Raw genomic sequence first — 21930 nt, 5'->3', positions numbered from 1 at the left:
CCTGCCAGGTATAAATAAGCAAAACGGGACATATGGACAATCTTCACCTTCCCCAAGCCACGTCGCCTTTGGCCACGTGGCTTTATTATCTTGAGCACCTGCATACTCAGGCCATTGAACTGGGTCTGGACCGTATTCGTCAGGTAGCGCTTCGTCTCGACCTGCTGAAACCCGCTCCTTTTGTCTTTACCGTGGCCGGTACCAATGGCAAAGGCACCACCTGTCGCACCCTGGAAACGCTGCTGATCGCCGCGGGCTACCGCGTTGGCGTGTACAGCTCACCGCATCTGGTGCGCTATACCGAGCGCGTTCGGGTTCAGGGAGAGGAGCTGAGTGAAGCGCAGCACTGCGCCAGTTTTGCGGAGATTGAAGCCGGACGTGCAGATATTTCGCTGACCTATTTTGAATTTGGCACGCTCTCTGCGTTGAATCTGTTCCGCCAGGCGCAGCTGGATGTCGTGATCCTCGAAGTCGGCCTCGGCGGACGGCTGGATGCGACAAACATCGTGGATGCCGATGTCGCGGTGGTCACCAGCATTGCGCTCGATCACACCGACTGGCTTGGTCCGGATCGCGAAAGCATCGGGCGTGAAAAAGCCGGTGTGTTCCGGGCGGGGAAACCTGCGGTAGTGGGTGAACCGGATATGCCGCAGAGTATTGCCGTGGTCGCACAGGAAAAAGGTGCGCAGCTGTTGCAGCGCAACCGTGACTGGTCGTGGCATGCGCAGGCAGAAAGCTGGTCACTGCGTGATGCGACGGGTGAGCTGAACGATCTGCCGCTGCCGCAGGTGCCGCTGCCTAACGCGGCGACCGCGCTGGTGGCGCTGCGGGTCTCCGGGCTTGAGGTCAGTGAGGCGCAGATTCGCGCCAGCCTGCCGCTGGCGATGCTGCCAGGCCGTTTTCAGACCCTCAGCGAATCACCGCGCGTTATTCTGGATGTCGCCCATAACCCGCATGCGGCAGCGTATCTGGCGTCGCGGCTGGCGTCACTGCCGAAACGCGGCAAAGTGCACGCCGTGGTGGGCATGCTGCATGATAAAGATATCGCCGGAACGCTGGCGGCGCTGGCACCGGTGGTCGATGCCTGGTACTGCGCGCCCCTCGAGGGTCCGCGCGGGGCCAGTGCTGAGCAACTGCTGAACAACCTTTCGCAGGGCGAGGCTTTTAGTTCGGTTGAGCTCGCCTGGCAGCAGGCACGCCAGCGGGCAGCGCCGCAGGACATTGTGCTGGTCTGTGGTTCATTCCACACCGTTGCACAGGTCATGGAATCGATTGAAACGGAGAAAGGACGTGGCAAGTAAGTTTCAGAACCGTTTAGTCGGCACCGTTATTCTGGTCGCCGTTGGCGTGATTGTGCTGCCAGGGCTGCTGGATGGTCAGAAAAAGCATTACAAAGAGGAGTTTGCCGCCATTCCGCTGGTGCCGAAACCTGACGATCAGCAGGACAGCGAAATGGTGCCGCCGGTAACCCAGTCGCTGCCGGCACAGCCGCCGGAAGGCGCGGGCAATGCAGTCAGCAGCAGCAATGGCAACGGTAAAACCAACGCTACAGCAGAGCAGGGTCGGACTCAACCGGAAGACGAGAGCGATCCGGTAGTGGTCTCGCCGCCGCCGGTCCATCAGTCTGTGCCCGCACAGACGGTGACGAAGCCGAAGGTCGTTGAGCAGCAGAAACCGAAAGTAACAGAGCAGCCTAAGCAGAAGCCGGTCGAACAGCAGAAGCCAAAAGTCGTGGAGCAGCCTAAACCTAAACCGGTTGAACAGCCTAAAGTGGTCGAACAGCCGAAGCAGGAAGAGCCGCCGAAAACGGCAGAGACGACAGCGCCGGCAGGGCAGGCTTATGTGGTGCAGTTAGGTGCGCTGAAAAACGCCAGCAAAGTGAATGAGATTGTCGCGCAGCTGCGGCTGTCGGGCTATCGCGCCTTTACCGTGCCTTCAACGCCGGTACAGGGTCAGATCACCCGCATTTACGTTGGGCCTGATGCGTCGAAAGCCAAAATGCAGAGTGCGGTTGGCGAGCTGAAAAGTATCTCAGGACTGGGCGGTGTCGTGAAACCCTACAGCGCCCGCTAAAACGGGCGATTGGCGCTGCCGATAGCAGTAACAGGCAGCGTCTTTTACCCCTCAGGCAGCGCGTTTAATGCGCGCTGCCGCGAAAAAAATTGACGATTTTCAACGGCCTGTCCGGCTGAGAATCACCCGGGCGATAGCGTTTTTTTTCATCGCCTTTTTTATGGATGCAGAAAAAGAAAACCGCTACGCAAACGTTTTCTTTTTCTGTTAGAATGCGCCCCGAACTGGATGCAGGGGTGCAATTGCACTGGCGCTGGAAGAGTTCATGATCTGGATTGATTACGTCATTATTGCGGTAGTTGGTTTTTCGGCTCTGGTCAGCCTGGTCCGTGGGTTTGTCCGTGAAGCCTTATCTCTTGTTACCTGGGGATGCGCGTTTTTTGTCGCCAGTCATTACTACGCCTACCTTGCAGTCTGGTTTACAGGTTTTGACGACGAACTGGTTCGTAACGGTATCGCCATCGGTGTGCTGTTTGTGGCGACCCTGATTGTGGGGGCCATTGTGAACTACGTTATCGGCACGCTGGTGGAAAAAACCGGCCTGTCGGGAACCGACCGGGTGTTGGGCGTCTGTTTCGGGGCATTGCGTGGTGTGCTGATCGTAGCCGCTTTGCTGTTCTTCCTCGATACATTCACTGGGTTTTCCAAAAGTCCGGACTGGCAACAGTCTCAACTCATTCCCGAGTTCAGTTATATAATCAGGTGGTTTTTTGATTACCTGAAAAGCACGTCGAGTTTTTTACCCCGGTGATGTGACCGGGAGTGCGGCTTAATGAGGAAATGACAACATGTGCGGTATTGTCGGTATCACCGGTTTCATGCCGGTCAACCAGTCGATCTATGACGCGTTAACGGTGCTCCAGCACCGCGGGCAGGATGCCGCAGGCATTTGTACTATCGATGCGCTGAAATGTTTTCGCCTGCGAAAGGCAAACGGCCTGGTCAGCGACGTTTTCGAAGCACGCCACATGCAGCGTCTGCAGGGCAATATGGGGATCGGTCACGCGCGTTATCCAACCGCGGGAAGCTCCAGTGCCTCTGAAGCGCAGCCATTCTATGTAAACTCCCCGTATGGCATCACCCTGGCGCACAACGGTAACCTGACCAACGCCCATGTGCTGCGTAAGCACCTGTTTGAAAAGGGCCGCCGTCACGTTAATACCACCTCAGATTCTGAAATCCTGCTGAACATCTTTGCGCAGGAGTTAGATCGTTTTCAAAACGATCCGCTGACAGCCGACAACATCTTTGCTGCGGTTGCTGCCGTGCATCAGCAGGTGCGCGGTGCCTATGCGGTGGTGTCGATGATTATCGGCCACGGTATGGTCGCCTTCCGTGATCCTAACGGTATCCGTCCGCTGGTGCTGGGCAAGCGCGTTATCGCTGATGGTCGCACCGAATATATGGTCGCCTCCGAGAGTGTGGCGCTGGATACGCTAGGCTTTGAGTTCATCCGTGACGTTGCACCGGGTGAAGCGGTCTATGTGACTGAAGCGGGCCAGCTCTCTACCCGCCAGTGCGCTGAAAATCCGAAAAGCAATCCGTGCCTGTTCGAGTATGTCTATTTTGCGCGTCCCGACTCCTTCCTCGACAAAATCTCGGTCTACAGCGCCCGTGTTCGTATGGGCACCAAGCTGGGTGAGAAAATTGCGCGCGAGTGGGAAGATCTCGATATCGACGTTGTGATTCCGATTCCTGAAACCTCCACCGATATCGCGCTGGAAATTGCACGTATTCTCGACAAACCCTATCGCCAGGGCTTCGTGAAGAACCGGTACGTTGGCCGTACTTTTATCATGCCGGGCCAGCAGTTACGCCGCAGCGCGGTGCGCCGCAAGCTCAACGCTAACCGCGCCGAATTCCGTGATAAAAATGTGCTGCTGGTGGATGACTCTATTGTTCGCGGTACCACCTCAGAGCAGATCATTGAGATGGCGCGTGAAGCGGGCGCGAAACGGGTTTATCTGGCGTCAGCGGCGCCGGAAATTCGTTTCCCGAACGTCTACGGTATCGATATGCCCAGCGCCACGGAACTGATTGCGCATGGCCGTGAAGTGGAAGAGATTCGCCAGCTGATTAAAGCCGATGCGCTGATCTTCCAGGATCTGGACGATCTGATCGAAGCGGTACGCGAAGAGAATCCGGACATTGCACAATTTGAGTGCTCGGTGTTCAACGGCATTTACGTGACGAAAGATGTCGATCAGCAATATCTGGAGTATCTTGAGTCGCTGCGTAATGATGATGCCAAAGCGCTTCAGCGGCAGAACGAAGTCGAAAACCTCGAGCTGCACAACGAAGGCTGATACCTTCAGCAGGCGGGCAGCATAAAACAGGGCGGGAGCAATCCCGCCCTGTTTGTTTTCAGAAACCCGCAGGCCGCGTATGATGGCCCATTGGCTGACATAAGGTTGGAATATGAAACGACTCATCATTGGCATCTCTGGCGCAAGCGGGGTGATCTATGGCGTGCGCATGCTGCAGGTGTTGCAGCAGGTGGAAGAAGTAGAAACGCATCTGGTCATGAGTCAGGCGGCGCGTCAGACGCTGGGACTGGAGAGCGATTATTCGCTGCGTGACGTGCAGGCGCTGGCCGATGTGGTGCATGACGTGCGCGATATTGCAGCAAATATCTCATCTGGATCGTTTAAAACGCTGGGCATGGCGATTTTACCCTGCTCAATGAAAACGCTCTCTGGCATCGTCCACAGTTACAGTGACTCGTTGCTGACCCGTGCGGCTGACGTGGTGTTAAAAGAGCAGCGTAAGCTGGTGCTGTGCGTGCGCGAAACCCCGCTGCATGTTGGGCATCTGCGAATGATGACCACCGCCGCAGAGCTGGGTGCCATTATCATGCCACCCGTGCCGGCATTCTATCATCGGCCTGAAACGATCGATCAGCTGATCGATCAGACCGTTAACCGGGTTATCGACCAGTTTGATATCGAATTATCGGAAGATCTCTTCACGCGCTGGCAGGGTGCATAAAGTTCCGCTGGCGCACTTATTTAGTGCATAAGCGCGCCTCGGATCACTCTTCGTGCATTTGACGCACCAAAAGTTAACAACGTCGCTTTTTCTCTTTTACTTCACTGCTATATTCCCCTCACAAACACAGCGTTTTCGCCTGTCTGACATCACGCTAACAGCGTGGTTAACTTGCAGAACTGGCATGAAACATGCAAATTACTTTGCGCAAACACATCACGAACCACATAACAAAAAGCACTTCACTTGAGGGTAATCTATGAAAAAGCGTGTTCTGGCTCTTTCCCTGATGCTGGGCTTATCCAGTGCTGCCAGCGTCTTCGCGGCGGTTCCGGGTTCAATCCGTATCGGCACAGATCCAACTTACCCACCGTTTGAGTCGAAAAACGCGCAAGGCAAGTTAGTGGGCTTCGATATCGACCTCGCTAACGAAATCTGTAAACGTATTCATACCCAATGTACCTATGTAGAGAGCGACTTTGATGCGCTGATCCCTTCGCTGAAAGCGAAGAAAATTGATGCCATCATCTCCTCACTTTCCATCACAGCGAAACGTCAGGAAGAGATCGCCTTCTCGGAAAAACTCTACGCCGCTAACGCGCGTTTAGTCGCGCCGAAGGGATCGAAAATTGAGCCGACCATTGAGTCCCTGAAAGGCAAAAATATCGGTCTGCTGCAGGGCACCACGCAGGAAACTTACGCCAATCAGAACTGGCGGCCAAAAGGGGTGAACGTCACGCCTTATGCAAACCAGGATCTGGTCTATCAGGATCTGAATGCCGGTCGTATTGATGCTGCCTTCCAGGATGAAGTGCAGGCCAGCGAAGGATTCCTGAAGCAGCCGGTCGGTAAAAATTACGCCTTCGCCGGTCCGGCCGTGAAAGATGACAAGATTTTTGGCGTCGGTACCGGCATGGGACTGCGTAAAGATGACAGCGAACTGAAAGCCGCCATCGACAAAGCCTTTGCTGACATGCGTAAAGATGGCACCTACGACAAGATTGCGAAGAAATACTTCGATTTCAACGTGTACGGCGACTAACCATCCTGTCGCTTTACCCTCTGTGTCCGTTTTGCCGGGTCTGAGCCGGTTCTGCCAGGTGCAGAATCGGGTTCTTTTCCGCTAATGGCGGATGGCATCTGCAACAGAGAGGTAAAGCTAAACTGCCCGTCTCGCTTGCGGGCAGCGTTTCGTTTTCACCCCACGACAGGACCCTCTCGATGCTGTATGGCTATTCTGATGTAATTCTTCGGGGCACGCTGGTGACGCTGGAGCTGGCGCTCACTTCCGTCGTGCTGGCAGTGCTGCTGGGCCTGATTGGCGCAGGCGCGAAACTGTCGCGCAGCAGGCCACTGGCGATGATTTTTGAAGGCTACACCACGCTGATTCGTGGCGTGCCAGACCTTGTACTGATGCTGCTGATCTTCTACGGTCTGCAGATTGTCCTCAACCAGATAACCGATGCGCTGGGTATGGCGCAGTTTGATATCGACCCGATGGTCGCCGGTATCATCACGCTCGGCTTTATCTATGGTGCCTACTTCACCGAAACGTTCCGCGGCGCCTTTATGGCCGTGCCTCAGGGGCAGATTGAAGCAGCAACCTCGTTTGGCTTTACCGGCGCGCAGGTGTTCCGCCGCATTCTGTTTCCGGCCATGATGCGCTACGCGCTGCCAGGCATCGGCAACAACTGGCAGGTGATTCTGAAAGCCACCGCGCTGGTCTCGCTGCTGGGGCTGGAAGATGTGGTGAAGGCGACGCAGCTGGCAGGAAAAAGTACCTGGCAGCCGTTCTACTTCGCCATTGTGGCCGGTGTGATTTATCTGGTATTCACCACGCTGTCAAACGGTGTGCTGTGGTGGCTGAACCGGCGCTATACGGTGGGTGTGAAGAGGGCGAGTTATGATTGATATTATTCAGGAATACTGGAAATCGCTGCTCTGGACTGACGGTTATCGTTTTACCGGTGTAGCTATCACCCTGTGGCTGCTGATCCTCTCGGTCACCATTGGCGGATGTCTGGCAATCCTGCTGGCGATAGCGCGGGTTTCCCCTAACCGGTTTATCAGCTTTCCGGTCTGGCTCTTCACCTACGTCTTTCGCGGCACGCCGCTCTATGTGCAGCTGCTGGTGTTCTACTCCGGCATGTACACGCTGGAGATTGTGAAAGGCACTGAACTGCTGAATGCCTTTTTCCGCAGTGGTCTGAACTGTACGCTGCTCGCCTTCACCCTCAACACCTGCGCCTACACCACGGAAATTTTTGCCGGTGCGATTCGCTCGGTGCCACACGGTGAAATTGAGGCGGCACGGGCGTACGGCTTCTCTACTTTTAAACTTTATCGCTGCATTATCCTGCCATCGGCGCTGCGTACGGCACTGCCGGCCTACAGCAACGAAGTGATTCTGATGCTGCACTCCACGGCGCTGGCCTTCACCGCCACCGTGCCGGATCTGCTGAAAATCGCGCGCGATATTAACTCGGCAACCTATCAGCCGTTTACCGCCTTTGGTCTGGCGGCTGTGTTGTACCTGATTATCTCTTACGTGTTGATCAGCCTGTTCCGCCTGGCGGAACGTCGCTGGCTGGCCCACGTGAAACCCTCTTCATCGCATTGAGTAGAACTATGGCTGACAATAAATTAAGCGTCACCGAATTGCATAAGCGTTACGGTGAACATGAAGTGCTGAAAGGGGTCTCGTTAACTGCTAAAGCGGGCGATGTGATCAGTATCATTGGATCGTCCGGCTCAGGGAAAAGTACCTTTTTACGCTGCATCAACTTCCTCGAAAAACCGAGTGAAGGCAGCATCATGGTGAATAACCAACAAATCACCTTAGTCCGTGACAAAGATGGTCAGCTCAAAGTGGCTGACAAAGAGCAGCTGCGCGCGTTACGTACCAGCCTGACCATGGTGTTCCAGCATTTTAATCTGTGGAGTCACATGACCGTGCTGGAAAACGTGATGGAAGCCCCGATTCAGGTGCTGGGGCTGAGTAAAGCGGCGGCGCGTGAGCGTGCCATCAAATACCTCGATAAAGTCGGAATTGATGCGCGGGCACAGGCAAAATATCCGGTTCACCTCTCCGGCGGTCAGCAGCAGCGTGTGTCGATTGCGCGCGCGCTGGCGATGGAGCCAGAGGTGTTGCTGTTTGACGAACCCACTTCGGCGCTTGATCCGGAGCTGGTCGGGGAAGTACTGCGCATCATGCAGAAGCTGGCTGAGGAGGGCAAAACCATGGTGGTCGTGACCCACGAGATGGAGTTTGCCCGTCACGTCTCCAGCCATGTCATTTTCCTGCATCAGGGTAAAATCGAAGAGCAGGGGCCGCCTGCGGAACTGTTCGGCAGTCCGAAAAGCCCACGTTTACAGCAGTTCCTCAAGGGATCGCTGAAGTAACGGTTAGATGTTAGTTAAGGCGAGGGAATCAGGGCACCGGCGTAACGTGCCCTGCGCAGAATAAGTGCGAGCCGCGTTTGAGATTTTGCGTCATCTCTGCGTTCTGCCCTCGCACTCTGCATCCATGCTGAGATATCACTTTTGCAGTAGCTTCAGCGCCGTATCCTCATCGGTCACCAGTCCCGATACCCAGCCGCCCTGTAATGCGGCACGGATTGCTGGATACTTGCGCTCGCTACCCGCAAAGCCAATAATTTTACGCTGAGTCCGGCTTTCCAGTCGCACGCTGGTCAGTAGCTCATCCGTTTCGCCCCATACCCGCTCACCCTGCTGATTGAAAAAGTGACCGAGCATTTCGCCCACCACGCCGCGCCCATTTAGCGCCTCGACCTGCGCATCTGTGATGAATCCCTCGGCATTCAAAGGACAGCCCGGCATCACTTCGCCAATACCCACAAAAGCCACGTCCGCCTGTAATGCGCGATCAATGACGCGCTGGTAAACCTTATGCTGAACCCACATCGCTTTATCCTCTGGGGTGTCGGCGTATAAGGGGGCGGGGATAAAGAAATACTTACCTTGCATCTTTTCGGCCATCTTCAACGGTACGTCATAGCGAGTACCGGAATCATCCCGCGCGATGGCACCAATCATGGAAACGCAATGATGCTGCGGGCGATCAACCCAGGGTAGCGCATCGATCATTGAGCGCAGGGTTTTACCGGAACCAATACCGAACACCTGAGGCGTTTCCTCATTGATGAATTGTGTCATCACCGCCGCGCCTTCAACTGCCAGCATTTGTTGAATAGCCTCATCATTCAGACTGGCAGATGGCACAACGCGGCACAAATCCAGACCAAACTTCGCCTGTACCTCACGCGCCAGCTGCAGACAGTGTGTGACGGGATGATCAATTTTTACGTTCACCATGCCCATTTCACGTGCACTGGATACCAGCCGCTGCGCTACCTGTCGTGACAATCCCAATGCCTGCGCAATCTCCTGCTGTGTCACGCCTGCGACGTAATACATCCATGCGGCACGTGCGGCCAGCTCCTGCTTTTTTTCTTCTCTGCTCATCACGATGTTCCGTCGAATTTGAGGGGACATCTTAACGCCGTGCGGGTCGAAAAGCACTAACTGAGCAAAAGCCCAGGATGGGAGCAAAAATATTATTTGTGACTCAGCTCGCAGAAGGATCTTCGTAATAGGCACTATGCTACAGGTCATCGGGCAAATGCCCTTAGGTGTGGCAAATGTTTAAATGAGGCGATTATGAACAACCAATCAGTGTGGATGCACATCGGCGCGGGATCTTTTCATCGTGCACATCAGGCGTGGTATCTGCATAAACTGCGTGAGCAGGGTGATGAAAGCTGGAGCATCGCGCTCGGCAATATCCGTAATGACGCAGTGCCGCTGCTCAATCAGCTCGCGGCGCAGCAGGGAGAATATGTGCTGGAAACCGTGACGCCTGAAGGTAAGCGCGACTACGAAACCATCACTTCGCTGCGCAAAATTTTGCCCTGGGACAGTGATATCAGTGCGTTGATCGAGCAGGGGGCCAGTGCGGAAACGCGTGTGATTAGCTTTACCGTGACCGAAGCGGGTTACTACCTGACGCCCGCGTTTACCCTGGATCTCAATCAGGCAGATGTGAAGGCCGATCTGGGTGGCGATATCCGCACCCTCTACGGTGCACTCAGCCATATTCTGACACAGCGTGTTGCGCAAGGCGGTCCGCCGGTTACGCTGCTGAACTGCGACAATCTGCGGCACAATGGTGAGCGTTTCCGTGACGCCTTCCTGGCGTTTCTTACGGCCAAAGGCGATACCGCGCTGGCCGACTGGGTGCGCACGCAAACCCGTTCACCGAATACCATGGTTGATCGCATTACACCCCGTCCTACTCCGGAGGTGGCAGAACGCGTGCAGGCGGCGACCGGCAAACAGGATGGCGCAGCAGTAATGGCCGAATCTTTTATTCAGTGGGTCATTGAGGATGATTTTATTGCCGGGCGCCCGGCGCTGGAAAAGGTCGGTGTTGAACTGGTGGAATCGGTACTGCCGTGGGAAGAGGCGAAAATTCGCATCCTCAATGCGACACATGCTGCGATTGCCTGGGCGGGCACACTGATTGGTCTGAACTATATCGATGAGAGCACCAGCCATCCGGCGATCTATCAACTGGCTCACGACTATGTGACCCAGGATGTCATTCCTTCTCTGTCTCCCAGCCCGCTTGATTTAGCGGATTATCGTGACGTGGTGCTGGCCCGCTTCAGTAATCCTTACATTAAAGATACCAATCAGCGCGTCGGTGCTGATGGTTTATCCAAAATTCCCGGCATGGTGACGCCAACCCTGCAACAGTGCTACCAGCGCGGTGCGCAGCCCACCGCAACGGCGGTGATTCCGGCACTGTTCTTCCTGTTTATGCAGCGATGGGCCGATGACAATTTACCCTATTGCTATCAGGACGGTGCGCTACAGGTCGATACGCTACGTAAGCAGTTCGCCAGCGCCGATCCGCTCCATGCATACCTGAGTGATAGCGCGCTGTTTGCGGAACTGGCATCTGATAAGGCGTTTCATGAGTTAGTCACCCGCCGTGTTGCGAGTTTGCAGCAGTGGCTGAAACAGCCTGAACTGGCGGCGGTGTAATTATGTATCTCGGCATTGATATTGGTACCTCAGAGCTTAAAGCGCTGATCATTAATACGCACGGTGAGATTGTGGCGGCTCAGCACGCCACGCTGAGCGTGCAGCGTCCCCATCCCCACTGGGCTGAACAGGATCCTGAATGCTGGTGGCAAGCCTGCAGCGAGGTTCTGGCGGGATTACGTCATCAGTTTCCTCTGGCATGGGCCGCGATTCGCGCTATTGGATTATCGGGACAGATGCACGGGGCCGTGTTGCTGGATGCCGGGGGGAAGGTGCTGCGTCCGTGTATCCTCTGGAACGACACGCGCAGTGCACCGCAGTGTGAAAGGCTACGGAAGAGCAATCCCCGGATAATGGAAATTAGCGGCAATATGATTATGCCCGGCTTCACTTTGCCGAAACTGCACTGGGTCGCGGAAAATGAGCCAGAAATTTTCAGCCGCATCGATAAGGTCCTGCTGCCGAAAGATTACCTGCGCTGGCGTCTTACCGGGCGCTTTGTCAGTGAGCCTTCGGATGCTGCCGGAACGCTGTGGCTCGATGTCTCCCGGCGTGACTGGTCGGAAGAACTGCTGGCCATCACCGGACTGAAGCGTGCCCAAATGCCTGAACTGGTAGAAGGCAGTGCCATAAGTGGACGCCTGCAGCCGACGCTGGCGAGCGAGTGGGGTTTATCTACTGCGGTTACTGTCGCGGGAGGCGGCGGTGACAATGCCGCATCGGCAGTCGGTGTGGGGGCGGTGAATCCCGGTGATGCGTTTATCTCATTGGGTACCTCCGGTGTGATTTTTGTCGTAAACGACCGCTTACGGGCTGACCCTCACTGCGGGGTGCACGCCTTTTGCCATGCGTTACCGGGCCGCTGGCACCAGATGAGTGTGATGCTTAGCGCCGCCAGTTGTCTGCGCTGGTTGTGCAATCTGCTGTCGGTCAGTGAAAGCCAGCTGATGGAGGAGATGGTCCAGCTCAGTGATGAGCAAGTGCGTAGCGCCCCGGTTTTCCTGCCCTATCTGTCTGGTGAACGCACACCACATAACGATCCTGACGCATCCGGTTCTTTCTTCAATCTGCGCCATGAAACCCCGCGCGCCTTGCTGGGCTATGCGGTGGTTGAAGGCGTGGCATTTGGGCTGGCTGATGGGTTGAGTGTGCTCGGCGATGCCAGGCATCACATTCAGCAGTGCAGCCTGACCGGTGGTGGCGCACGTAGCACATTGTGGGCTCAATTGATTGCCGATGTGCTGCAACTGCCCATTGTTACCCATCCCGCCAGCGCATCTGGCGCGCTGGGTGCGGCACGTTTAGCGTGGCTGGCTGATGGCGGCCTTGAGCATGAGGTGTGCCTGAAGCCGGCTGTGCAGGCGTGCTACCAACCGGACGAGACGCGCGGTGCCGTGCTGCAAAAGCGGCTATGTCTGTTCCGGGAACTCTACGTCCAGCAACAACAGGTGCGCAGTTTGCTGCCTGCATAACGACTAACCAGACAGAAGGTAATTGTGATGCAATCGAACGAATACTGGTTTGGCTTACCGAAAAAGATGTTCTGGGGTTTCCTCGCTATCGCAATCTTTATGGCGGGTGATGGCTTTGAAATGGCGTTTCTGTCGCGCCATATCACCGATATGGGCTTTACGCCCGCGCAGTCTGCAGTCGTATTCACCTTCTATGGCTTAGCGGCAGCCCTGGCGGCCTGGGCATCTGGCGTGGTAGCCGAGTTGATCACACCGCAGCGCGCGATGATGATTGGCTTTGTGTTATGGATCGTGATGCATACGCTGTTTATGTCGCTGGGGCTTGGCCTGCGCAACTATCCGCTGATGGTGCTGTTCTACGGCATTCGCGGGCTGGCTTATCCGCTGTTTATCTACTCTTTCATGATGATGCTGGTGCAGGTCTTACCGCGCGAAAAACTGGCGGCGGCGACCGGCTGGTTCTGGGCGATGTATTCTGTCGGCATCGGGGTGATTGGCAGCTATCTGCCAAGTCTCACCATTCCGATGCTGGGGGAAACCGGAACGCTATGGCTGGCTATTATCTGGGTGGCTTGTGGTGGGATCCTCGCATACTTCAGCCTGCGCAAGGTACCGGTGGATCGCTCTCGTGTGAATTTGCCGATGCGTGACAAGATGACAGAGATGGCGCGTGCCGTGACCATCCTGTTCACCAATCAGAATGTGTTTTATGCCTGCCTGATTCGCATCATCAACACGCTGTCGCTGTTTGGTTTCGCCATTATCATGCCACTGCTGTTTGTCGATCGTCTCGGCTTTACCATCTCTGAATGGCTACAAATCTGGGCGGTGTTCTTCTTTGTCACTATATTTACGAATATCTTCTGGGGCCTCACGGGAGAGAAGCTGGGCTGGATCCGTCAGGTGCGCTGGTTTGGTTGCCTGGGGATGGCCATCTCCAGTCTGACCTTTTATTATCTGCCGCTGTATGCGGGTCATAACTTCTGGGTCGCATTAATCCCTGCGGTAATGCTGGGCATTTTTGTCGCCGCGTTTGTACCGATGACCGCTGTATTTCCCACGCTGGAACCGCATCACAAAGGCGCTGCGGTCTCTATTTACAACCTCTCCGCAGGACTCAGTAACTTTGTGGCACCGGCTATCGCCTCAGTCATGCTGCCGTTCTTCGACATTGTCGGTGTGGTATGGGCCTATACCGGGCTATACGTGTTCGCTGGCGTGCTGACCTTTATTATTCGTGTGCCACAACCGGGGCATACGCGTGAAGAGAAGGTAGTGAAGTCGCGTGTAGCAGAGCAGCGTAACTAACGAAACATACGGCGGCCCAGGGCCGCCGTATGTTTATCCTGCGACATCCTGCAACGCTTCCTGCAAATCGTACCAGCGGAAGCCAAAGCCTGAGGCTTCCAGCCGCTTTGGCAGCACATGTTGTCCTCCCAGCACCAGTACCGACGATTCGCCCATCATCAGTTTAATGGCGCTGGCAGGCGTGCGCATAAAGGCCGGACGATGCATCACCCGGCCCAGGGTGGCGGCAAACTGCTCGTTACGCACCGCGTAGGGAGCGACCATATTGAACGGACCCCGCAGATCGTCATGCTCCAGCAGCCAGATAATGGCGTTTAGCATGTCATCAATGTGAATCCACGGCATGTACTGTTTACCACTGCCAATCGGCCCGCCGATGCCGAGTTTAAAGGGCAGCTTCATTTTGCTGAGTGCGCCGCCCTCAGACGCCAGCACCACGCCGGTTCGCAGCAGGCAGACGCGGGTGCGTTCGCTTTCAGCCGCGAGCGCCAGCTGCTCCCAGCGGGCGCAGAGCTGATGAGTAAACTCATCCTGACCCTGATCCTCTTCAGTCAGCACCAGATCGCCGGTGTTGCCATAAAAGCCGGTTGCCGAACCTGAGATCAACACGGACGGTGGCGTGGCGCTGGCGTTGATTAGTGAGACGACCTGCTCGGTTATCTGCCAGCGGCTTTCACACAGCTGCTGTTTATGCGGCTCCGTCCAGCGTTTGTCGGCAATAGGTTCTCCCGCCAGATTAATGACCGCATCGATCGTATCCAGGTTCGACTGTTGCGCCAGCCCTGACCAGAGCGCGACCTCTTCGCCCAGTTTTTCACGTGCGCTGACCACGTCACGCGTCACCACACTGATCTGATGCCCCAGCTGTTGCAGGCGCGGAATCAGGTGACGGCCAATCAGTCCCGTGCCACCGGTAATAAGAATGTGCATGTTGCGGCTCCCTTGATGTTTTTGTTATTTGCATCTTTCAGCATAGAAGAGTCGAGCCACTCTATCGTGAGTCGCGTCGCGCTTTCTTATTCCGGAGGCAGAGATCGGATCAGCTCAGCGTTGCCTTCCCAAATAAAAATCGGTAAACATGATGCAACCCTGACAGCCAATTGAGGTAACCGATGAATTATCCGTCCATCACCCTGTGGTCAGATTCATCATTTTTCAGTCCTTACGCCATGTCGGCCTATGTTGCTCTTACCGAAAAAGGGATCCCTTTCCAGCTGAAGCGCGTCGATTTGTCGCAGAATCAGCAATACGCCGCGGCTTACCGCGAGCTGTCGCTGACCTGCCGGGTCCCGACCCTGCAGATTGATGCGTTCCTGTTAAGCGAATCCTCGGCGATTACCGAATATCTTGAAGAGCGCTTTCCGGCGCCCGAGTTTGAGCGCCTCTATCCCCGCGACCGCGAGAAGCGTGCCCGCGCCAGAGAGATCCAGGCCTGGCTGCGCAGTGACTTCCTGTGGATACGTCAGGAGCGTCCCACAGAAGTGCTGTTTGCCGGTGAGCGCTTTGCGCCGCTGACCGCATCAGCGCAGCAGGCTGTGGATAAACTGGTTATGGCCGTCGATCGCCTGCTGCCGGACGGGCAACAGAACCTGTTTGGCGAGTGGTCAATTGCGGATACCGATCTGGCGGTGATGCTTAACCGGCTGGTATTGCATGGCGATCCTTTGCCCGCGCGTCTGCGGGATTATGCTGAGTTTCAGTGGCAGCGAGCCTCAGTACAGCTGTGGTTAGCAGAAAGTGGTAAAAATCGGTAACAGCCAGGGCTTGCTCAGGCTGCCGGAAGTGATTACCTTACGCCACATAAAAATAAAGACGTGGCAAACTGCGTACCCAAGTGTACGCCAAACAGGAAAGGGTTACGGATGGTGGATCAAACTGCGGGTGACGGCATCGAGTGGGTCGATATCGTAAACGAAGAGAATGAAGTTGTTGCTCAGGCAACACGTGCGCAGATGCGCGCTGAGTGCCTGCGTCACCGCGCTACCTATATTGTGGTTCATGACGGTATGGGCAAGATTCTGGTGCAGCGTCGCACTGAGATAAAAGATTTTATGCCGGGCAAACTGGACGCAACCGCAGGCGGCGTGGTGCAGAGCGGTGAAGATATGCTGGAGTCTGCGCGACGTGAAGCGGAAGAGGAGTTAGGGATTGCCGCGGTGCCGTTTGCTGAGCATGGCAAATTCTACTTCGAAGATCAGCACTGTCGCGTCTGGGGCGGACTGTTCAGTTGTGTGTCACATGGGCCATTCGCCATGCAGGAATCGGAAGTCGATGAGATTATCTGGATGACGCCCGATGAGATCACCGCACGTTGTGATGAGTTCACTGACGATTCGCTTAAAGCGCTCTCTCTGTGGATGAGCCGCAACGGCGATAACCGGGCCTGAAAACGGGCGCTTTAACGCGTCTCAGCGATCCGCATTAAAGCCTCCGGCTCTGTTACCGGCGAAAAAAAGGCATGCCCCAGGGCATGCCTTTTGCGTTCTTACCTGACGCTTAGCCTTGTTCAGCCTGCTGAGACTGAATAGCGGTTAAGGCGATGGTATAGACGATGTCATCAACCAGCGCACCGCGCGACAGGTCGTTAACCGGCTTACGCATACCCTGCAGCATCGGCCCGATTGAGATCAGATCGGCTGAACGCTGTACCGCTTTATACGTGGTGTTACCGGTGTTCAGATCCGGGAAGATAAAGACGGTGGCGCGACCGGCAACCTGTGAATCTGGCGCTTTCGACTTCGCCACATCTTCCATAATCGCGGCGTCATACTGCAGCGGACCATCAATGACCAGATCAGGACGTTTTTCCTGCGCGATACGCGTTGCTTCACGCACTTTTTCAACGTCGCTGCCTGCACCTGACGTGCCGGTAGAGTAGGAGATCATCGCAACACGTGGATCGATACCAAAGGCTTTAGCAGAGTCGGCTGACTGAATAGCGATCTCAGCCAGCTGCTCAGCGGTGGGATCCGGGTTAATCGCGCAGTCACCGTAAACCAGCACCTGCTCCGGCAGCAGCATAAAGAACACCGATGAAACCAGTGAGCTGTTAGGCGCAGTTTTGATCAGCTGCAGAGGCGGACGAATGGTGTTGGCGGTGGTGTGAACCGCACCTGAAACCAGGCCATCCACTTCGCCGCTCTCCAGCATCATGGTGCCCAGCACCACGTTATCTTCCAGTTGTTCCTGGGCGACCACTTCGGTCATCCCTTTGCTCTTACGCAGCTCAACCAGACGCGGCACGTAGTTTTCACGCACCTGTTCCGGATCAACAATCTCAACCCCTTTGCCCAGTTCGACACCCTGAGCCGCAGCAACACGCTGAATCTCATCCGGGTTGCCTAACAGTACGCAGGTGGCGATACCGCGTTCAGCACAGATAGCAGCCGCTTTAACCGTACGCGGCTCGTCACCCTCTGGCAGCACGACGCGTTTGCCCGCTTTACGCGCCAGCTCAGTCAGCTGATAGCGGAAGGCCGGTGGCGACAGGCGACGGCTGCGCTCTGACGTGGCGGTCAGTGACTCAATCCAGTCAGCATTAATGTAGCTGGCAACATATTCCTGCACTTTCTCGATGCGCTGCGTATCGTCAGCGGGCACTTCAAGATTAAAGCTCTGCAGGCTCAGAGAGGTCTGCCAGGTATTGGTTTTCACCATAAACACCGGCAGGCCGGTCTGGAAGGCACGGTCACAGAGGCGCGCGATGCGATCGTCAATCTCGTAGTTACCGGTCAGCAGGATAGCGCCGATCTCAATGCCGTTCATGGCGGCCAGACAGGCGGCGACCAGTACATCCGGGCGGTCCGCGGAAGTCACCAGCAGTGAGCCTGGACGGAAATGCTCCAGCATGTGCGGGATACTACGGGCGCAGAAGGTGACCGATTTAACCCGGCGGGTCTGAATCTCACCTTCGTTGATGATGCGCGCATCCAGGTGGCGGCACATATCGATTGCGCGGGTGGCGATCAGATCAAAGCTCCACGGCACGCAGCCCAGCACCGGCAGCGGGCTGTCTGAGAACAGCTGCTTAGGATCGATATTGGCGATGCTGGCTTTTGACGAGTCATCAAAAATTTCTGACAGATCAGGGCGGGTACGCCCCTGATCATCGACCGGCGCGTTGAGTTTATTGATGATCACGCCAGTGATATTTTTATTCTTCTGACCGCCGAAGCTGCTCTGCGTCAGTTCAATGCGCTCTTTCAGCTGTGCCGGAGAGTCATTGCCCAGCGCCATCACGAAGACGATTTCCGCATTCAGGGTTTTCGCGATTTCATAGTTCAGCGCGTTGGCGAACTGATGCTTACGGGTAGGGACCAGACCTTCAACCAGCACCACTTCCGCATTCTGCGTGTTGGCATGGTAACGGGAGATGATCTCTTCCATCAGCACATCCTGCTGGTTCGATCCCAGCAGTGATTCAACACGTGACATCTGCAGCGGTTCAGCGGCAGGAATCGAAGAGTTCTTACGGATAATAGTGGTGGTTTGATCCGGCGTATCGCCTCCGGTACGCGGCTGAGCAATCGGCTTAAAGACGCTGAGTCGAACGCCTTTGCGCTCCATGGCGCGGATAACGCCGAGGCTGACGCTGGTCAGGCCGACGCTGGTGCCGGTCGGAATGAGCATAATTGTACGTGACACGTTTGAACCTCTCAGTAATGGCAGGGTGTCAAAAACAACTCCGTCAGCCTGAGCTGACGGAGAGAAGTGTTTACGCAGTCAGACGCGCGGCGTCCTGGGCGATGACCAGCTCTTCGTTGGTCGGGATCACCAGCGCCGGGCGGGTGCCTTCTTTATTGATGTAACCAGACTTGCCGAAACGGGCCGCCAGGTTGCGATCGTGATCGACGTCAAAGCCCAGCAGTGCCAGTTTTTTCAGTGAGAGTTCACGAACCATCGCGGCGTTTTCACCGATGCCGCCAGTAAATACCACGGCGTCCAGGCGGCCATCCATCAGCGCAGTGTAGCTGCCGATATATTTCGCCAGGCGATGACAGAAGACATCCATTGCGCGCTTCGCATCTTCTTTGGTGGTGTAGTTATCTTCCACGTAGCGGCAGTCGCTGGTGACTTCAGTCAGACCTAACAGGCCAGACTCTTTGGTCAGCAGTTTATTGATGGCATCGACGCTCATACCCAGCGTATCGTGCAGGAAGAAGATAATTGCCGGGTCGATGTCGCCACTGCGGGTACCCATCACCAGGCCTTCCAGTGGGGTCAGGCCCATTGAGGTGTCCACACACTCGCCGTTGCGAATGGCAGAGACAGAACCGCCGTTACCGAGGTGGCAGGTAATAATATTCAGTGACTCAAGCGGCTTGTTGAGCATTTTGGCCGCTTCATGGGTCACATAGAAGTGGCTGGTACCATGCGCGCCATAGCGACGAACGCCATGCTCTTTATACAATTTGTACGGCAGCGCATAGAGATAAGACTCTTCCGGCATTGTCTGATGGAAAGCGGTGTCAAATACCGCGACATTCTTATCTGACAGGTGCGGGAAGTTTTTCATCGCTTCATCAATACCGATCAGATGAGCCGGATTGTGCAGCGGTGCAAAAGAAGAGGCGTCTTTGATGCCCTGTACCACTTCTTCAGTGATGATGACTGACTGAGTCAGCTTCTCGCCGCCATGAACGATACGATGGCCGATTGCAGCAATTTGTGCCGAAAGCTCAGGTTTTTGTGCCAGAATGGTTTTAACGATAAAGTTCAGCGCTTCACTATGCGCTGCGCCAGCACCCAGAGGCGCTTCCTGTTTTTCGCCTTCCAGCTTCCATTTGATGCGGGCTTCAGGAAGGTGGAAACATTCCGCCAGGCCAGACAGGAATTCTTCACCGCTGGCAGGGTTGAGGATGGCAAACTTAAGGGAAGAGCTGCCACAGTTCAGAACCAGAACTAACTTACTCGACATGGAAGTACCTATTTTTTGAGAGTGGCTAAATAAAACGCAATCAGACTAACAGCGTAGCCCATGAAAGCTGGTAGATTAATGACAAACATCATGCGGTAGACAGAATTCTGCATTTCCGCAAAATATTTCGGCAATCTTACGCGAAAATTTGAAGATTGCCTTGTCTGAACCTGGCTCAGGCCTCTTCCCAAAAGCGCAATCCGCTTCCGGAAAGGGGGTAAAACGGCGTCAGAATAGCTGGAGTCACCTTTAAAGACAAAAATAATTGAAGGATGTCACGTAAAGTTGTGTAGTTATAACTATTTTTTAATTTTTACAGCATTAGTTGAGGTGAGCCATGGCGAATGAATCTGGCAGTACCAATTGGTTTCGGATGTTTCAGCGCGGCCAACACTATATGAAGACCTGGCCGGCTGATAAGCGCCTGGCACCTATGTTCCCGGAAAACCGTGTTTCATCGGCAACGCGTTTTGCTATTCGCTTTATGCCCCCTTTGGCGATTTTTACGCTGACCTGGCAGATCGCGATGGGCGGTCAGTTAGGCCCGGCCGTGGCGACCGCGCTGTTTGCCTGTACCCTGCCGATGCAGGGATTATGGTGGCTGGGAAAGCGTTCTGTGACGCCGCTGCCGCCGACGCTGCTTAACTGGTTTCATGAAGTTCGTGCCCGGCTGGAAGAAGCGGGGCAGGCGACAGCGCCAGTAGAAGGCAAGCCGACCTATCAGGCGCTGGCCGATCTGCTAAAGCGGGCGTTCAAACAACTCGACCGCACTTTCCTCGACGATCTCTGACCCATCCCAGGCTGGCGGTAAAATATTTACCGCTAACCTGCGGCCAAATCAAAGAATGGTGATACGGCGATTTCCGTGTCGCTAACGCTGTGCAATGATTTCTCCATTGTCGATTAACTGAGCGGTCTCTGACCGGGAGTAAATGATGGAAATGACCCATGCACAGCGTTTGATTCTCACTAATCAGTACAAAATGATGGCCATGCTTGAGCCGGAAAATGCGGAGCGTTTTCGCCGTTACCAGACCATCATCGAGCGCGGTTATGCGCTGCAGATGCGGGAGCTGGACAAAGAGTTTGGCGAACTCAGCGAAGCGATCTGCCGGACGGTGATCGATATTATGGAAATGCATCACGCTCTCCACGTCTCCTGGTCGAACCTTAAAGAGAAAGGTGAGCTTGAAGAGCGGCGTCTGGCCTTTCTGGGCTTCGATGCGGCAACGGAAGCACGCCTGCTGGGTTATGTCCGTTTTATGGTCAATACAGAAGGGCGTTATACCCACTTCGATTCCGGCACCCATGGTTTTAATGCGCAGACCCCGATGTGGGAAAAGTATCAACGGATGTTAGCTTTGTGGCAGACTTGTCCGCGCCAGTACCATTTAAGTGCAAACGAAATTGCGCAAGTGATTAATGCCTGATGAGGAGTAGCGCGTGACCTACAGAGGTTTTCTATTTGATTTAGACGGCACGCTGGTGGATTCACTGCCAGCGGTTGAACGAGCCTGGAGCCAGTGGGGTGCCCGTCATGGCATCGCGGCTGATGAGATTCTGGATTTCATTCATGGCAAACAGGCGATCACCTCTCTGCGTCATTTCATGGCAGGCCAGTCGGAAGAGGCTATTCAGGCGGAGTTTGTTGCGCTGGAGCAGGCTGAAGCGGCGGACACCGACGGTGTGCAGGCGCTGCCAGGGGCCAACGCGTTGCTGAACCGGCTGAACGAACTGCAGATTCCCTGGGCGATTGTCACTTCCGGTTCAGTGCCGGTCGCACATGCACGTCATAAAGCCGCAGGCTTACCGAAGCCTGCCGTGTTTATTACCGCTGAACAGGTGACTAAGGGCAAACCGGAGCCCGATCCCTACCTGCTTGGCGCGGAGAAGCTGGGATTAGCGGCGACATCGTGCGTGGTTGCAGAAGATGCACCTGCCGGAATCTTATCCGGCCTGAATGCTGGCTGTGCGGTGATTGCCATCAATGCGCCGGCGGAGACACCCCGGCTGGATGAGGTAGCGCTTCAGCTCGACTCACTGGCATCACTGGTGATAACCCGCGAGTCTGACGGCAGCTTTACCTTCCGTCAGCAGGCTTAA

General features: G+C 55.3%; 21 protein-coding genes. 17 read left to right on the top strand and 4 right to left on the bottom strand.

What is annotated here, in order from left to right; all coding sequences use genetic code 11:
* The first annotated feature begins 32 nt into the window (after nucleotides 1-32).
* From folC to hisP, 9 genes are all read left to right on the top strand, one after another.
* Nucleotides 33-1301: a bifunctional tetrahydrofolate synthase/dihydrofolate synthase gene (gene folC, locus HFD94_RS14190; protein WP_062758703.1), complete on the top strand. Its 1269-nt coding sequence runs from the start codon at nucleotides 33-35 to the stop codon at nucleotides 1299-1301.
* On the top strand, nucleotides 1291-2073 hold the full coding sequence (dedD, locus tag HFD94_RS14185) for a cell division protein DedD (protein WP_010257997.1): 783 nt from the start codon (nucleotides 1291-1293) through the stop codon (nucleotides 2071-2073). Before folC ends, dedD begins: the two co-directional genes overlap by 11 nt.
* A gap of 265 nt (nucleotides 2074-2338) precedes the next feature.
* Nucleotides 2339-2824, top strand: coding sequence for a colicin V production protein (gene cvpA / locus HFD94_RS14180; protein ID WP_003854265.1), 486 nt, complete (start codon nucleotides 2339-2341; stop codon nucleotides 2822-2824).
* A gap of 37 nt (nucleotides 2825-2861) precedes the next feature.
* Nucleotides 2862-4379: an amidophosphoribosyltransferase gene (purF, locus tag HFD94_RS14175; RefSeq protein WP_010258001.1), complete on the top strand. Its 1518-nt coding sequence runs from the start codon at nucleotides 2862-2864 to the stop codon at nucleotides 4377-4379.
* A gap of 112 nt (nucleotides 4380-4491) precedes the next feature.
* Complete coding sequence (locus tag HFD94_RS14170) at nucleotides 4492-5061, top strand: UbiX family flavin prenyltransferase (RefSeq protein WP_010258003.1); 570 nt, start codon at nucleotides 4492-4494, stop codon at nucleotides 5059-5061.
* Between the two features lie 259 nt (nucleotides 5062-5320).
* Nucleotides 5321-6103, top strand: a complete 783-nt coding sequence (argT, locus tag HFD94_RS14165; RefSeq protein ID WP_010258004.1) for a lysine/arginine/ornithine ABC transporter substrate-binding protein ArgT — start codon at nucleotides 5321-5323, stop codon at nucleotides 6101-6103.
* A 179-nt stretch (nucleotides 6104-6282) separates the two neighbouring features.
* Nucleotides 6283-6972, top strand: coding sequence for a histidine ABC transporter permease HisQ (locus HFD94_RS14160; RefSeq protein WP_122889683.1), 690 nt, complete (start codon nucleotides 6283-6285; stop codon nucleotides 6970-6972).
* Entirely contained in the window at nucleotides 6965-7681 is a 717-nt protein-coding gene (locus HFD94_RS14155; RefSeq protein ID WP_010258010.1) for an ABC transporter permease, read from the top strand. Before HFD94_RS14160 ends, HFD94_RS14155 begins: the two co-directional genes overlap by 8 nt.
* 8 nt (nucleotides 7682-7689) lie before the next feature.
* The gene (gene hisP / locus HFD94_RS14150) at nucleotides 7690-8463 is read left to right on the top strand and encodes a histidine ABC transporter ATP-binding protein HisP (protein ID WP_010258014.1); all 774 of its coding nucleotides are present in this window, start codon (nucleotides 7690-7692) and stop codon (nucleotides 8461-8463) included.
* A 135-nt stretch (nucleotides 8464-8598) separates the two neighbouring features.
* Here the strand turns inward: hisP and HFD94_RS14145 are convergent, their stop codons facing one another.
* A complete protein-coding gene (locus HFD94_RS14145) occupies nucleotides 8599-9546 on the bottom strand; it encodes a sugar-binding transcriptional regulator (protein ID WP_010258017.1) in 948 nt (315 codons plus the stop codon).
* Between the two features lie 195 nt (nucleotides 9547-9741).
* Here HFD94_RS14145 and dalD point away from each other — a divergent pair, with 195 nt between their 5' ends.
* From dalD to HFD94_RS14130, 3 genes are read left to right on the top strand one after another with little or no spacing between them, the layout of a single operon-like run.
* Nucleotides 9742-11130 carry a D-arabinitol 4-dehydrogenase gene (gene dalD, locus HFD94_RS14140; RefSeq protein ID WP_010671449.1) on the top strand — a complete coding sequence of 463 codons (1389 nt, stop codon included), beginning with the start codon at nucleotides 9742-9744 and terminating at the stop codon, nucleotides 11128-11130.
* Nucleotides 11131-11132: 2 nt separating this feature from the next.
* Nucleotides 11133-12602, top strand: coding sequence for a xylulokinase (xylB, locus tag HFD94_RS14135; protein WP_052271381.1), 1470 nt, complete (start codon nucleotides 11133-11135; stop codon nucleotides 12600-12602).
* 27 nt (nucleotides 12603-12629) lie between these two features.
* On the top strand, nucleotides 12630-13910 hold the full coding sequence (locus tag HFD94_RS14130; protein WP_010258025.1) for an MFS transporter: 1281 nt from the start codon (nucleotides 12630-12632) through the stop codon (nucleotides 13908-13910).
* A 33-nt stretch (nucleotides 13911-13943) separates the two neighbouring features.
* Here the strand turns inward: HFD94_RS14130 and HFD94_RS14125 are convergent, their stop codons facing one another.
* On the bottom strand, nucleotides 13944-14840 hold the full coding sequence (locus tag HFD94_RS14125; protein ID WP_060680640.1) for a TIGR01777 family oxidoreductase: 897 nt from the start codon (nucleotides 14838-14840) through the stop codon (nucleotides 13944-13946).
* Nucleotides 14841-15022: 182 nt separating this feature from the next.
* Here HFD94_RS14125 and yfcF point away from each other — a divergent pair, with 182 nt between their 5' ends.
* Entirely contained in the window at nucleotides 15023-15664 is a 642-nt protein-coding gene (yfcF, locus tag HFD94_RS14120) for a glutathione transferase (protein ID WP_010258032.1), read from the top strand.
* Between the two features lie 108 nt (nucleotides 15665-15772).
* Nucleotides 15773-16297 (top strand): NUDIX hydrolase YfcD, encoded by a 525-nt coding sequence (gene yfcD, locus HFD94_RS14115; protein WP_010258035.1) that lies wholly within the window; start codon nucleotides 15773-15775, stop codon nucleotides 16295-16297.
* A gap of 109 nt (nucleotides 16298-16406) precedes the next feature.
* Here the strand turns inward: yfcD and pta are convergent, their stop codons facing one another.
* Together pta and ackA are read right to left on the bottom strand one after the other, a co-directional pair.
* Nucleotides 16407-18539, bottom strand: a complete 2133-nt coding sequence (pta, locus tag HFD94_RS14110; protein ID WP_031292718.1) for a phosphate acetyltransferase — start codon at nucleotides 18537-18539, stop codon at nucleotides 16407-16409.
* An 85-nt stretch (nucleotides 18540-18624) separates the two neighbouring features.
* On the bottom strand, nucleotides 18625-19827 hold the full coding sequence (gene ackA / locus HFD94_RS14105; RefSeq protein ID WP_010258040.1) for an acetate kinase: 1203 nt from the start codon (nucleotides 19825-19827) through the stop codon (nucleotides 18625-18627).
* 337 nt (nucleotides 19828-20164) lie between these two features.
* Here ackA and yfbV point away from each other — a divergent pair, with 337 nt between their 5' ends.
* The 3 genes from yfbV (at nucleotide 20165) to HFD94_RS14090 (ending at nucleotide 21930) form a co-directional block, all read left to right on the top strand.
* Nucleotides 20165-20617, top strand: coding sequence for a terminus macrodomain insulation protein YfbV (yfbV, locus tag HFD94_RS14100; protein WP_010258042.1), 453 nt, complete (start codon nucleotides 20165-20167; stop codon nucleotides 20615-20617).
* Between the two features lie 145 nt (nucleotides 20618-20762).
* Nucleotides 20763-21257 carry a YfbU family protein gene (locus HFD94_RS14095; RefSeq protein WP_010671451.1) on the top strand — a complete coding sequence of 165 codons (495 nt, stop codon included), beginning with the start codon at nucleotides 20763-20765 and terminating at the stop codon, nucleotides 21255-21257.
* Nucleotides 21258-21270: 13 nt separating this feature from the next.
* Nucleotides 21271-21930, top strand: a complete 660-nt coding sequence (locus tag HFD94_RS14090) for a sugar phosphatase (protein ID WP_045139799.1) — start codon at nucleotides 21271-21273, stop codon at nucleotides 21928-21930.

It is taken from the genome of Pantoea sp. EKM20T (assembly GCF_011800485.1).
GTDB classification, from domain to species: Bacteria; Pseudomonadota; Gammaproteobacteria; order Enterobacterales; family Enterobacteriaceae; genus Pantoea; species Pantoea agglomerans.
The sequence above is the reverse complement of the archived record's forward strand: the minus strand, read 5'-3'. Positions and strand labels throughout refer to the sequence as shown.

Bases quoted from the DNA above. Each gene is read 5' to 3' on its own strand.
- folC (WP_062758703.1), top strand. From the start codon at position 33: ATGGACAATCTTCACCTTCCCCAAGCCACGTCGCCTTTGGCCACGTGG.
- cvpA (WP_003854265.1), top strand. From the start codon at position 2,339: ATGATCTGGATTGATTACGTCATTATTGCGGTAGTTGGTTTTTCGGCT.
- purF (WP_010258001.1), top strand. From the start codon at position 2,862: ATGTGCGGTATTGTCGGTATCACCGGTTTCATGCCGGTCAACCAGTCG.
- HFD94_RS14170 (WP_010258003.1), top strand. From the start codon at position 4,492: ATGAAACGACTCATCATTGGCATCTCTGGCGCAAGCGGGGTGATCTAT.
- argT (WP_010258004.1), top strand. From the start codon at position 5,321: ATGAAAAAGCGTGTTCTGGCTCTTTCCCTGATGCTGGGCTTATCCAGT.
- HFD94_RS14160 (WP_122889683.1), top strand. From the start codon at position 6,283: ATGCTGTATGGCTATTCTGATGTAATTCTTCGGGGCACGCTGGTGACG.
- HFD94_RS14155 (WP_010258010.1), top strand. From the start codon at position 6,965: ATGATTGATATTATTCAGGAATACTGGAAATCGCTGCTCTGGACTGAC.
- hisP (WP_010258014.1), top strand. From the start codon at position 7,690: ATGGCTGACAATAAATTAAGCGTCACCGAATTGCATAAGCGTTACGGT.
- HFD94_RS14145 (WP_010258017.1), bottom strand. From the start codon at position 9,546: ATGAGCAGAGAAGAAAAAAAGCAGGAGCTGGCCGCACGTGCCGCATGG.
- dalD (WP_010671449.1), top strand. From the start codon at position 9,742: ATGAACAACCAATCAGTGTGGATGCACATCGGCGCGGGATCTTTTCAT.
- xylB (WP_052271381.1), top strand. From the start codon at position 11,133: ATGTATCTCGGCATTGATATTGGTACCTCAGAGCTTAAAGCGCTGATC.
- HFD94_RS14130 (WP_010258025.1), top strand. From the start codon at position 12,630: ATGCAATCGAACGAATACTGGTTTGGCTTACCGAAAAAGATGTTCTGG.
- HFD94_RS14125 (WP_060680640.1), bottom strand. From the start codon at position 14,840: ATGCACATTCTTATTACCGGTGGCACGGGACTGATTGGCCGTCACCTG.
- yfcF (WP_010258032.1), top strand. From the start codon at position 15,023: ATGAATTATCCGTCCATCACCCTGTGGTCAGATTCATCATTTTTCAGT.
- yfcD (WP_010258035.1), top strand. From the start codon at position 15,773: ATGGTGGATCAAACTGCGGGTGACGGCATCGAGTGGGTCGATATCGTA.
- pta (WP_031292718.1), bottom strand. From the start codon at position 18,539: ATGCTCATTCCGACCGGCACCAGCGTCGGCCTGACCAGCGTCAGCCTC.
- ackA (WP_010258040.1), bottom strand. From the start codon at position 19,827: ATGTCGAGTAAGTTAGTTCTGGTTCTGAACTGTGGCAGCTCTTCCCTT.
- yfbV (WP_010258042.1), top strand. From the start codon at position 20,165: ATGGCGAATGAATCTGGCAGTACCAATTGGTTTCGGATGTTTCAGCGC.
- HFD94_RS14095 (WP_010671451.1), top strand. From the start codon at position 20,763: ATGGAAATGACCCATGCACAGCGTTTGATTCTCACTAATCAGTACAAA.